Here is a 13,010-nt window from a genome sequence, read left to right on the forward strand (position 1 = left end):
TTTTATATAGTAAATTAATAAATATATTATATGATATCAATAAATATATTTATTTCGTAGTGAGATAAAAATGTTATAAAAAAATAAATAATGTAAATTTAAAATGAAAATTTACATTATTAAAATATATTTTCATAATCTTGATATTTTAAAGTATAACTAAGGTTTAAAAGAGTAGTGTTTGCTTGAAAATATAGTAATTTTACTTTATAATTAATAATGTCAAGAGAAAGTTTTAAAAATATATGAGGAGTGATAAAAACTTGAAAAAAAAACAACGAACATTAACTAGGTTAATGTTAGTAATGACGAGTTTGGTAGTCATATCCCTATTGGTAACTTCTTTTTTTGTAAGAGAATATATAAAACAACGAGAAAATGAAATTATTCGTCAAAAGATATATTCAACTGCGAAAGTAGTAGCTAGTGATTATCGGGTAAAAGACGATATTATACATCATAGAAAAACATTAGCGATTCAAAAATTTGCAAATAGGGTAATGGAAGAAACAGGAACAGACTTCGTTGTTATCATGGACGAGACTTTTACAAGGTATAGTCATCCGAAGGAACAGTTTATAGGTGGAAAGTTTTCTAATATAGAAGATGTCAGTTTAACATTTACAGCCGGCGATCACTATAGTAAACAATCTGGTCATTTAGGGGAAGGATTAAGATTTTTTACAGCTATTAAAGATGAAGATGGTAAAAATGTCGGTGTTGTATGTGTTGGTTATACGAAGAAAACAGTAGAGAAACAAATCGCACATTCACAAGAAAAAATTCTATTTTCATTAATGATAGGTATAGTGTTTGCGATAATTATGGCCATAATGTATAGTAGACGATTGAAGCGCGTATTACTAAACTATGAACCTGAAGAAATTGCATATAATTATATCGAAAAAAATCTAATATCAGATCATGTTTCTGAAGCTATAATCGGGATTGATATAAATAAAAAAATAATAGTGAAAAATAGTAGCGCTAATCAGCTATTAGATAAAGCAGGGTATTCAAAAGTTAAAAAAGGTGAAATTATTCCTGATGAACTTTATCAAATATTCTTTAAATCTATAATAGAAGACAAAGTTAGCAGTCGTGATGAGTTGATAGTATTAAACCATATAGAAGTATTAGTTAATAGAAATGCAATTTATCAAAATGATAAATTGTATGGTGCTGTTATTACTCTACGTGACCAAAGTGAAATGAAAAAATTAATCACAGAGCTAAGTGGCACTGAGAAATATAATGATAGTCTTCGTGAACAGAGTCATCATTTCATGAATAAACTTCATGTACTCCATGGTTTAATAGAGATGAAATCTTACGATGAAGTTGAGAAATATATAGCATATTTAAAAGATGATTATCACGAAAAAATAGGTTATATTTCAGAAAGTATTAAAGTTCCATCTGTAGCAGGATTCCTACTGGCGAAAGTTAGAGAAGCAAAACAAAAAGGTATTTCACTATTAATAGATTCAGATTCAATGCTTTTAAATAAAGAAGGATTAGATGAGTTATATAATGAATTACTAATTATACTAGGAGTGCTGATTGATAATTCGATGGAATCAATGTCAGGTAAAAATGACGGGAAAATTATAGTTTACCTATACTTAAATACCGAAGAAAATATATTACTTTGTAAAGTGTATGACAATGGTTGTGGTATTAGCAAAGATAAATTGGAGAATGTATTTGAAAGAGGATATTCGACTAAAGGAGAAAATAGAGGATATGGATTAAATGCCGTTGATACTATCGTTAAAAAATATAACGGACTAATAGACGTGGAAAGTGAAGTAGGAAAAACGACATTTACAATAGAATTACCAATCGAGGAGGAATAAAAAATTGAAAATACTAATAATTGAAGATGATCCAATGGTAGCAATGATACACAAAGAATATTTTAAAAGAAAAGAAATATCTAATGACCTAAACCATGTGTCAACACTAGAGGAAGCTAAAGAGTTTCTAGCAAATTCTGATACTGATTTAATAATTTTAGATAACTATTTAGCAGATGGACAAGGTATTGAATTTTTACCGGAATTAAAAGGTTATCCAATAATAATGATTACAGCGGCAAACGATGTTCAAACAGTTGAAGCAGCGTTAACAAATGGGGTAGTAGATTATCTAGTAAAACCATTCACATATGAAAGATTTTCTCAAGCAATAGATAAAGTTCAAGATTATATGAAACTATTATCTAAAGAGAAAATTAATCAAGATTTAATCGATGATTACTTAAATTCTGGAAGAGTTGAGGAAGAGGAAGACAGCTTGCCAAAAGGTCTATCTAGAATAACATTGAAAAAAGTATTAGAAAATATCAAAGAACAAGAAACAGGATTTACAACACAACAAGTAGCAGATGCTTTAGATATTTCAAGAATTACAATTAGAAAATATTTAAATCATCTCGTTAACATCAATGTTCTAAGTGAAGATGCTGAGTACTACACATCAGGAAGACCTGTATCAGTATTTACAGTAGTATCTGATAGTAAGATTGATAAAATGTTATAACTGTATCAATATAATGCAGATATTATATTAGTAAAAATAGCTGCAGAAAAAGACAAAAAAATAAACATTATCTATGATAATGGAATATAAAAAATAACTAGAAATATTTAATTTAAGTTTTAAAAAAAGCTTATTTTAGGTTTTTCTAGTTATTTTGGTTCTTTGTCAAATTCGGTTGATTTAGAAAATTAGGAGAAAGCTATGCTATATTAAGTAGTATAGCTTTTTTCCTATTTTTTCGTTTTAGTCTTATTTCTTTCTTTTTATCGAGAATATCTTGGCGCTCTTCTTTCGAATATCTAGGTTTCTTATTAGTTTCAGAAGGTATAAATAAGCTGAATACAAGTAGTATTTTAGCTTTAAAGTTACTAAAAGATCTATAACCATAAGAAATACGTTTAATAACTTTAATTTTATTGTTAATTCCTTCTAAAGGACCATTAGATAGCCCATTGTAATACATAGTATTTTTAATTTGTCTTTTATATTTTCTAAGTGTTTTAATAGCTGTAAACATATATCTAGGTAAAGTAGATTTATCATTAATTAAAGCTTTAAACCTATCAAAATCATCTTTTTCAAGAGCTTCTCTAAGGTCTTGGATAAGCCAATAACACTTATAAAGCTGAGAATCTTGCTTAATTAGGTAGTTGATGATATCTTGTTCAGTAGTGATGTACTTAAAGTATTTAAACTTCTTGTGGGTACCATTATCTAATTCATCATAACTTGTAAGAAGATTCTTCCAATAACATTTCAATTGTCTGTATAACTCTTTATTCTTGTCTTTAATACTGTTCATAAATGACACCCTATATTTATTAAAAGCTCTATTAACTAGTTGAATAATATGAAATCTATCGATAACTATCTTCGCATTAGGGAAAAGTTCTCTAATAATACTTTTATAACCTGAATTCATATCAATAACTACTGCTTTGACCTTACAACGCTCTTGATAAGAATAATATAAGAAGTAGTCTTTAATAATCTTGTTAGTTCTCCCCTGAAGTATATTTTGTATTTTATGAGTTAATGCATCTGCATACACGAAGCTCATTTTACTTATACTATCGGAAGTAGAAGACACTTCATCAAAGCACATACAAACAGGTAAGGTTTTAGGTCTTTCTAAAGTTTTAGATAGATCACATTGTATTCTTAATACAGTATTAGTAGATACAGCACAAGATTCAGCTATTTCTTTTAAAGTATTCTCTTTAGACAATCTTTTAATAATACCTGCTCGTAGATTTTTAGAGGTATTAGAATTCTTCCTAACTTCAGTAGTTTCAGCTGTAAAGGATTTACGACAACCTCTACATATAAAACGATGTTTATTTAAGTATAAGATAGCTGGTTTGTCAGAAATAGAGGGCATTTTAACCTTTACTTTTCTATAACCGTTATTAATTATCTTACATTTTTGGCAATAAGGACAAAAGTTAGATGAAGCTTCCAATACTCCATAATAAACTAGATGCTTACAACCATTTATTTCAATTTCATCTGTTTTATCTAGAATTTTTATATTTTTGTCAGTTATTTGTAGCGTTATTTTAAGAGATTTGCTATAATTACACATATGAATGTAAATTTCCTTTCTTGATTTTTTGCTCATACTTAAATTATAGAGGAATTTTACATTCTTTTCTATTTTTTTATAAATTTAAATACGGCTGATATTTATTATCAACCGTATTTATTATAGACTCGTTATTTTTACTTTAATTAAATAACTTCGAATAGTTTAGAAATATTGGAAAAATTATTATATAATGATACACTTAAAAAGTCTTAAAAGTGTATTAGTACACTAAAATATTTTTTTCAAAGGAGTTTATACAGTTATGAATTTTTTAGATGTTTTTACTAAAACATTGACGAATCAAAAAATTAATACCGCTATTATTTCAAGTATAGCTATTATTTTATTAGGATACTTCTTACGTAAAAAGGGTGTATTTAATGATTCAATCGGGAAGGTACTTACTTCTGTAGTACTTACAGTTTCATTACCAGCCCTTGCGTTTAACTCGTTCTTAGTTGATATAAATGAAAAGAGTTTAAAACAAGGTCTTAACGTATTAATTTGGGGTATTTTAGTATATATAGTTTTAATTATTATTAGTAAACCTTTATTCATGCAATTTAAAGGTGATCAACAAGATACAATGCGCGTTCTTTCTATCTTTGGATCAACAACATTCTTCGGAATTCCAATAGTAACAGCTATTTATGGTCCAACTGGAACACTTTACGCATCTATCTTTAACATTGGATATCGTATCTTCTTATACTCATATGGATATATTAAAATGAGTGGATTAAAAATGACGATGAAAAATGTTAAGACAATGTTTTTAAATCCAATCGTTATCGCAACATTCCTAGGTTTATTCATTTGGTTATTCCAAGGAAGTTTACCGCAAGTTGCAGTATCAACTGTAAAAGACGGGCAAACAGTTGTTAAAGAATATGCATTCTTACGACTTGACCAAACATTACCACAATTCAAACAAATTTTAACATACTTATCTAGTTTAGCATCTCCATTAGCATGGTTAGCAATCGGAGCTACACTAGGTTCAGTATCATTCAAAGATGCACTATCAAACAAACCAACTTGGTACTACACAGCTGTTAAACTTATCGTTATTCCAGCTATTAATATCGTAATCTTAGCGGTATTAGCTGTAACACACGTTTTACCAGTTGACCTTACAGCTTTAGGAACAATCGTTGTTATGATGGCAACACCTCCAGCAACAGTAGCAGCTGCGTATGCTATTAGCTTTGATAAAGATGCAGTATTAGCATCTAATGCATCATTACTTGGAACATTAGGAGCGGTTATCCTTACTCCAGTATGGATCGTAATTGTACAAATTATCGGTTCACTTGGAATTTTCCATTAATATAAAAGATAGATTTTTATAATCGGTAATAATGAAAAGACGGGATTGCCGATAAGCAGTCTCGTCTAGTTTTTAATAATAAAGAATAAAGAAAGAAGGAAATGATAATGACATTAAAAGTTGTATGTTATGGTGTTAGACCAAATGAAGTACCATTTTTTGAAAAACTAAATAAATATAATTTTGAATTAAAACTTGTAGAAGAATTATTAAATCACGATAATATCGCCACAGCTGAAGGGATGGATGCAGTAATCTTACGTGGTAACTGTGTTGCTGATAGAATTAATATTGAAAAAATGAACGAGTACGGAATTAAATATGTATTTACTCGTACAGTAGGATTCAACCACATCGATCTTCAAGCGGCAGCTGATTACAATATGAGTGTTGCTCGTGTACCAGGATATTCTCCAAACGCAATTGCAGAATTATCTTTAACATTAGCGATGTCATTACTAAGACACGTTGCTCACACAGTTAATAAAACATCAAAATATGACTTCCGTGTAGATGGAACAATGTTCAGTAAAGAAATTCGTAACTGTAAAGTTGGTATCATCGGAACAGGGAAAATCGGTCTAACTGAAGCGAAACTATTTAAAGGATTAGGTGCTGATGTTTACGGATTTGACGTATTCCAAAGTGAAGAAGCAAAACACGTAGTTAAATTTGTTGAAATGGACGACTTATTAGAACGATGTGATATCGTAAGTTTACACGTACCATACTTCCCAGGAAAAAATGATAAGATGGTAAATGCAGAATTCATCTCAAAAATGAAAGATGGAGCAATCTTAATCAATACAGCTCGTGGAGAATTACAAGATAATGCAGCTATTTTAGAAGCTATTAAATCTGGTAAACTTGATGGATTTGGAACAGATGTATTCGCAAATGAAGCAGAATTCTTCTTCAAAAACTTCGAAAATGGAGACGACATCTCAGATCAAGTAGTTAGAGAATTAGTTGATTTATATCCGAAAGTATTAGTTACACCACACGTTGGTTCTAATACAGATGAAGCTTTATCAAACATGATTGAAATCAGTTATGATAACTTAAATGATATGTTAACGAAAGGTTCAACAGCGAATGCTATTGAATTACCAAAAGCTAATTAAAAATATATAAAGAGAACTCCTAGGTAGAAATTCTACTTAGGAGTTCTTATTTTTTAATGACCTAATAGAAGAAAAGTGTCTTAATCTTTGATTCTATATTTATTTTCTTGATAACTTTTAGTTTTTTTATATTGCTCAATCATACTATTTATTCTTTCTAAATCTTTTTCTGTAATTTTTTCTTTAATTTCTTTATATGTTGCTTTCTTAACTGTTTTAAAATCACGTTGACCAACGGGTTTATCATAGTCTAGTGTTTGTATTTCTATACCATCATTAGTTTTGATAACCTGTACTGTACTGCCACCTGTTCCCATACTTGATGAAAATTTCCCATTATCTTCTGACATTATAAATGGTGATTCATAGTTAATAATAATCTCATCAAAGTTAGTTGAATTCGCTAGAAGAGCTCGTCCTATTAAAGTAAGTTGTGAATTCGTGTATTCTACTTTTGATGTTTCTTTGTTATCTTCTGAAGAATTATTTTTATTTTCATTGTAAGTATATACTGATCTATAATCAGATTTTGAGAAGTCTAGTTTATCATTTGATTTTTTATTATTTTTTAAGAAGTCTTCTAGACTACTGAATTGATTATTTGATATTGTATCAAGATATTTTCCATCTTTTTTTTCTTTCTCAGATATTGTGATGTCGTGTATTTTATTATATTTATCTTTTTTATCATTTAGTTTGTAAACGACATATCTGTCATAGTTTTTTTCTTTCGTGTGAATCCATATAGTTCTATCTTTATAGAAATTTGCACGAGGAATATCATTTCTAGATTCAGCTTGATATAGTACTGTAATTTTGTTTGAATTATATGAATAAATAGCAAATGGACTGTTAGGTTTATCTTTTTCAGCAATGACTAATTCATTTTTACCATCTTCATCTACATCATAATAACTATAAGTTATATAATTCTTCTCTTTACCATATTCTTCATAATTTTTAATCGCGAATTTATTAACTTCAGAATTTTCTCCTAATTCATTATTATCCATAGATTTTTTGTATTTCTCTAGTATAGGAGCGTAAATCTCATCATCATTTTTACTAGTAGAAAAAATACTAGAGATAGATTTATTAGTAGTTTTTGAATAGTAGTATAAACCACCACTACCAATTAATACAAGTCCAAGTATAGTTGATATGATTGGAATGAATTTTGAACGCTTTTTCTTGTTGGGATTAAAGTTATTATTAAGATTTTGAGGAGTGTTCATAAAATTAGGATTTTTTTGATCACTGTAGTTTTGGTATTGTTGGTTAAATCCTTGTTGATTATTATTGAAGTTTTGGTATTGTTGGTTAAGTCCTTGTTGATTATTATTGTAGTTTTGATATTGTTGATTAAATCCCTGTTGTCCGTTACCATAGTTATTGTGTTGTTGATTAAATCCTTGTTGGTTATTACTGTAGTTTTGGTATTGTTGGTTGAATCCTTCTTGGTTATTACTGTAGTTTTGGTATTGTTGGTTGAATTCTTGTTGGTTATTGTAGTTTGAATATTGTTGGTTATAACCTTGTTGCTCGTTATTTACATTATTATGATTAGTGTTTTGTTGATTATTATTTCGTTGATTATTGTAGTTATCGTTATTCTTACTCATTTTGTTTCTCCCGGATAAGTATATTCAATTATATTATAAAATAAGATTAGGTATTTTCAAAGTATTATTTGAAACTTATAAAAAAAGACGAAGTGCCTCAAAAATCATGATTTTAGAGAAATCAATTTTGTTGAGACGCTCCTTTATAATATTTTTATTTACTAATGTAACATCTTTATGTTATTCATCAATCTTATTATTTTTATAACTTTTAGTTTTCTTATATTCTTCGATAGTTTTATTAATTCTATCCATATCTTCTTTTTTGAATGTCTCTTGAATCTCTTTGTAAGTTACAGTTTTAGCAACATCATACATACGATTTGGAGAAGAGTAGTCGACTACAATAATTTCAATATCATTCTCTCGAATATTAACACTAACTACACTTGCTCTTGTACCGAAGTCAGAAACAACACCATTTTTAGAAGCACGAATAGAGAAATAACTATCATAGTTTAATGGTAATACTAGAGGATCTGTCGAACCAGCCATAATAGCACGAGCAATCAAAGCAAGTTGCATTTTAGTATATTTAGGTTTATCCTCAACTTTTCTCTCATGCTTTTTCTCGTTATTATTGCTACTACTAGATTCAGTAATAGAGTTATAAACAGATTGATAATCTAACTTAGAAAACTCAATTTTTTCACCAGATAGTGGATATTTTTTAAAGAACTCATCTTTTGAATCAAATTCTTCTTTAGTAATTATATCTTTGTATTTTCCACTTAAATCTTTTGGTATACCGAAGTCTATATCATGAACCATTTCATATCTTATACCATTGTCTTTAAACTGATAAATCGTGTATCTATCGTTAGAACCTTCGTTGTCTTGAACTACTATTAATTTATTTTTATAGAAAGTTGTAGGTTGAATAGATTTAGTTTCAGCTTTGTAAATAACATTAATTTTACTCTGTTCATCATAAGAATAAACTGCTGCTGGACTAGCATAATTATCTTTTTCGAAAACAAGTAGTTCATCTTTCCCATCATTATCAATATCATCGTAACTATATTCTAAATAATCTTTATCTTTAGAACTAGAATTATATCGTTCAATTACACGATTATTAACCTCATAATCAAACTGCTGTTCACCGCTATCCATAGCTTCTTTATATTTCCTTAAAATAGGTGAGTAAATTTCTTTCTCTTTTTCTTTTTTACCAAATGAGAAAATACTAGATAAAGATTGATTTGTAGTTTTTGAATAATAATATAAGCCACCACCACTAAGTAGAATGATACTAAGAATACTAGAAACTATTGGAACGAATTTTGAGCGTTTCTTTTTTTCTTGATTAAAACTTTGTGGATAATTTTGACCATTAGTATTTTGATAGTAACCTTGATTATTATAATTAGTATTTTGTCTATTTCCAAAATTGTTATATAAGTTTTGATTTTGGTTATTATAAGGGCGTTGAGGTCTATTGTTATTTATCCCTTGATATTGATTATTGTAACCTTGTTGACTATTTGGAGTACCGTTATAATTTTGATATTGCATGTTATTTACATTATTATTTTGTTGATTATTATTTTGATATTGTTGTCCAAAATTCGCATTATTGTTTATGTTATTATTATTTGGCTGCGAACTATTATTTAAATTATCTTTATTACTCATAAAAACTCTCCTATAAACTTCATTTAAATACTATTATAAAATAAGATTAACTATTTTCAAAATATTATAAGAAAATATATGAAAAAAAACCTCACCCAAATAATAGGTGAGGAAGTTAAAATTAATCTTCTATTTTGTCGCGACCTGATTGATAATTGTTAGTTTTCTTGTATTCCTCAATTACTTTATTAATTTTATCTAAATCTTCTTTTGATATTTTTTCTTTTATTTCTTTATAAGTTACTGATTTATATACTTTAAAATCACGTTGAGCAGCAGGTTTATCATAATCTAATACTTTTATGTCGATACCATCATTTTTCTTAGTTACTAGGATATCACTACCATTAGTGCCTAAACTAGTTCCATAAGTTCCGTTTTTACCAGCTATTATAAATCCAGTATTATAATCTAGACGTATCGAGTTTAGTGTATCGATAGAATCATAGAATAATACTCGTCCTATCACTGCAAGCTGATAATTATTGAATTCAGCTTTATTTTCATCTTTCTCCTCATTATTATTGTTGTTGTCACTTTGTTTTTCTTCTTGAGCATTAGGATCATTGTAGTAATATAATGCTTTATATCCTAATTTAGAAAAATCAATTTTATCAGTAGGAATTGGATATTTTTTGAAGAATTCATCTTTAGATTCAAACTCTTCAGATGAAATTGAATCTTTGAATTTTTTGTTAATTTTTTTATACTCGGCAAAGTTAATATCGTGAACTCTCTCGAATTTTGAACCATCATCTTTTAATTTATAGACAATATAAGTGTCATTGTTGTTGGTAGTATCATGTATCCAAATAGATTTATCATTATAGAATATAGATTTAGAAATATCATTACCAGATTCAACTTGGTAAATTAAATTAACCTTATTACTATTATCATAAGAATATATCGCAAAAGGGCTATTTAGATTATCTTTATCGCAGATAAGTAATTCATTTCTACCATTACCATCAATATCATAATATACATACTTGATGTAATCTTTATTTTTTCCTTTTGAATTATAATTTTCGATTGCGAAATTATTAATCTCAGAATCAGATTTTACCTCACCAGAGTCCATTGCCTTCTTATATTTCTCTAGTATAGGAGTATAAAGTTCTTCATCTGATTTTTTACCAAAAGAAAAAATGCTAGAGATAGGTTTATTAGTAGATTTTGAATAATAGTACAATCCGCCTCCACTAAGAAGTACGACACCAAGAATACTAGAAACTATAGGTACAAGTTTACTTTTCTTTTTCTTATTAGGGTTAAATCCCTGTGGATTATTTGGTCTATTATTGTTTTGATAGAATTGTCTATTGTTTTGAGTATTTTGTTGATTTTGAGCAGGATTGTTATAATTTTGATATTGGTTACTATAATTTGGTTGACTATTTACATTATTGTAGTTTTGGTATTGTTGGTTATTTGTCGATCCTGGATAATTTTGATATTGTTGACCATTATTTTGTTGATTACCATAATTATATTGATTATTAGTTTGATAATTTTGATTAGAATAGTCATACTGTTGATTATTTTGATATTGCTGATTTGAGTTATTATAATTTTGGTATTGTTGATTGTATCCTTCTTGATAACCTTGTTCATTATAATTTTGGTATTGGTTATTATAGTTATTTTGTCCGTTGTAACCATTTTGATTATAGTTGCTATAATTTTGATTAGTGTTCTGATTTGAATTATTATTATTTGGCTTAGAATTATTATTACTCATAACATCTCTCCTTTTAAGTGCTTTCATTACTATTATAAAATAAATTTACCATATTTCATAGTAATATTAAAAAACTCCTAATTTCATATATATTCTATACAAAATTAAGAGTAGGTTTGTATTATTTAGTTACTACGAATGAATACCATCCGTTATCAGAAGTTTCCTCTACAAGTTTGAAACCACGTTCTAACATTTTTTCAAGAAGTTCATCTTTCTTCTCTTCGATAATGCCAGAAGTGATGTAGTAACCACCATCTTCTAATAAGTTATACGCATCATCAATCATAAGCTCGATGATATGAGCAAGAATGTTCGCTACGATAATATTATATTTTTTAGTTTCTTTTGTAAGAAGACTAGCTTGTTCAACTTCGATTCTTTTCTCAAGATTATTTAATGCGAAGTTCTCAAAAGAAACATCAACAGCAAGCTTATCCAAGTCAACAGCTTTAATATTACCATCAGTTAAATAACTAGCAGAGATACTTAAAATACCACTTCCACAACCAACATCGATAACATTATCAGTTCTTTGAACATATTTTTCAAGGTTTTTTATACATAGAGAAGTAGTCTCGTGACCACCAGTACCAAAAGCCATACCTGGATCGATATTTATAATATATTTATCTTCAGTATTATCATATTCACGCCATGTAGGTACAATAACAAATTTTTCACCGATATTAAGAATATCGAAATAATCTTTCCAAGAATTTTCCCAGTCGCTATCTTGAATAATAGTAGTCTCAATTTTGAAGAAATCTCCAATGTTGATATTTTCACCTAAAGCAAGAAGTTCAGCTTCAAAGCGCTTGAAAGTTTCTTCATCAAAATTTAGCTCATTGATGTATCCTTTAACGATAACCCCGACTTCAGGATAATCAGCAGGACTAAGCTCAACGATAGTACCGAAATCATCATGTAAGTTCTCCTCAAGAGTAGTAGGATCTTCGATAGCAACCCCAGTTGATCCATAATCAAGAAGAATAGACTCCACTATTTCACTAGCTTCATTAGTAGTATGAATTGTAATTTCAACCCAATTTTCCATTTTATACCTCTCAAATATTTTATTTTTACATATTAACTAGAGTATTCTAGTAATCTACATACCTACACATATTATACTATTTTCAATATTTAAGCAACTAAAAAGGTGGATTAGCTGTTAATATTTCGAGTGTAGAATATACGAGGAAATATTTGCCCAGTAAAATATTCTAAAAATTTTAGCGCTATATGAAATTAGAAAATATGACGGTAAGGATGTAGTAGTTCATCTGTATAATAGCTGTATAAAGTGGCTATTTTAAATATTATTTAAAAAATTTGAAAAGTAGTTGACATATAAAAAATATGATGTTAAACTTATACTTGTATCAGATACGAGAACAAGTTAAATATTATATTAGGA

General features: G+C 28.1%; 9 protein-coding genes. 4 read left to right on the top strand and 5 right to left on the bottom strand.

Going from position 1 to position 13,010, the window contains the following annotated elements; genetic code table 11:
* Positions 1-263 precede the first annotated feature (263 nt).
* Together O5Y44_RS03680 and O5Y44_RS03685 are read left to right on the top strand one after the other, a co-directional pair.
* Positions 264-1,859, top strand: coding sequence for an ATP-binding protein (locus tag O5Y44_RS03680; protein ID WP_271966411.1), 1,596 nt, complete (start codon positions 264-266; stop codon positions 1,857-1,859).
* Positions 1,860-1,863: 4 nt separating this feature from the next.
* Positions 1,864-2,544 (top strand): response regulator, encoded by a 681-nt coding sequence (locus tag O5Y44_RS03685; RefSeq protein ID WP_271966410.1) that lies wholly within the window; start codon positions 1,864-1,866, stop codon positions 2,542-2,544.
* Positions 2,545-2,743: 199 nt separating this feature from the next.
* Here O5Y44_RS03685 and O5Y44_RS03690 read toward each other — a convergent pair whose 3' ends face one another.
* Entirely contained in the window at positions 2,744-4,129 is a 1,386-nt protein-coding gene (locus O5Y44_RS03690; protein WP_371465565.1) for an ISL3 family transposase, read from the bottom strand.
* A 265-nt stretch (positions 4,130-4,394) separates the two neighbouring features.
* Between O5Y44_RS03690 and O5Y44_RS03695 the strand changes: the two genes are divergently transcribed.
* Both O5Y44_RS03695 and O5Y44_RS03700 read left to right on the top strand, forming a co-directional pair.
* Positions 4,395-5,462 (top strand): AEC family transporter, encoded by a 1,068-nt coding sequence (locus tag O5Y44_RS03695; protein ID WP_271966409.1) that lies wholly within the window; start codon positions 4,395-4,397, stop codon positions 5,460-5,462.
* 107 nt (positions 5,463-5,569) lie between these two features.
* On the top strand, positions 5,570-6,586 hold the full coding sequence (locus O5Y44_RS03700; RefSeq protein WP_271966408.1) for a 2-hydroxyacid dehydrogenase: 1,017 nt from the start codon (positions 5,570-5,572) through the stop codon (positions 6,584-6,586).
* A gap of 80 nt (positions 6,587-6,666) precedes the next feature.
* Here the strand turns inward: O5Y44_RS03700 and O5Y44_RS03705 are convergent, their stop codons facing one another.
* The 4 genes from O5Y44_RS03705 to prmA all read right to left on the bottom strand — a co-directional run bounded on the left by O5Y44_RS03705 (position 6,667) and on the right by prmA (position 12,647).
* A complete protein-coding gene (locus O5Y44_RS03705) occupies positions 6,667-8,208 on the bottom strand; it encodes a hypothetical protein (protein WP_271966407.1) in 1,542 nt (513 codons plus the stop codon).
* A 180-nt stretch (positions 8,209-8,388) separates the two neighbouring features.
* Entirely contained in the window at positions 8,389-9,846 is a 1,458-nt protein-coding gene (locus O5Y44_RS03710) for a hypothetical protein (protein WP_271966406.1), read from the bottom strand.
* A 121-nt stretch (positions 9,847-9,967) separates the two neighbouring features.
* Positions 9,968-11,590 carry a hypothetical protein gene (locus O5Y44_RS03715; protein ID WP_371465566.1) on the bottom strand — a complete coding sequence of 541 codons (1,623 nt, stop codon included), beginning with the start codon at positions 11,588-11,590 and terminating at the stop codon, positions 9,968-9,970.
* A 121-nt stretch (positions 11,591-11,711) separates the two neighbouring features.
* On the bottom strand, positions 11,712-12,647 hold the full coding sequence (prmA, locus tag O5Y44_RS03720; RefSeq protein WP_271966404.1) for a 50S ribosomal protein L11 methyltransferase: 936 nt from the start codon (positions 12,645-12,647) through the stop codon (positions 11,712-11,714).
* Positions 12,648-13,010 lie beyond the last annotated feature (363 nt).

It is taken from the genome of Gemella sp. 27098_8_155, from assembly GCF_041433725.1.
GTDB lineage: Bacteria > Bacillota > Bacilli > Staphylococcales > Gemellaceae > Gemella > Gemella haemolysans_D.

Excerpts from the sequence above, each read along its gene's own strand:
- O5Y44_RS03695 (WP_271966409.1), top strand. The coding sequence starts at position 4,395 with ATGAATTTTTTAGATGTTTTTACTAAAACATTGACGAATCAAAAAATT.
- O5Y44_RS03715 (WP_371465566.1), bottom strand. The coding sequence starts at position 11,590 with ATGAGTAATAATAATTCTAAGCCAAATAATAATAATTCAAATCAGAAC.
- O5Y44_RS03710 (WP_271966406.1), bottom strand. The coding sequence starts at position 9,846 with ATGAGTAATAAAGATAATTTAAATAATAGTTCGCAGCCAAATAATAAT.
- prmA (WP_271966404.1), bottom strand. The coding sequence starts at position 12,647 with ATGGAAAATTGGGTTGAAATTACAATTCATACTACTAATGAAGCTAGT.
- O5Y44_RS03700 (WP_271966408.1), top strand. The coding sequence starts at position 5,570 with ATGACATTAAAAGTTGTATGTTATGGTGTTAGACCAAATGAAGTACCA.
- O5Y44_RS03690 (WP_371465565.1), bottom strand. The coding sequence starts at position 4,129 with ATGTGTAATTATAGCAAATCTCTTAAAATAACGCTACAAATAACTGAC.
- O5Y44_RS03705 (WP_271966407.1), bottom strand. The coding sequence starts at position 8,208 with ATGAGTAAGAATAACGATAACTACAATAATCAACGAAATAATAATCAA.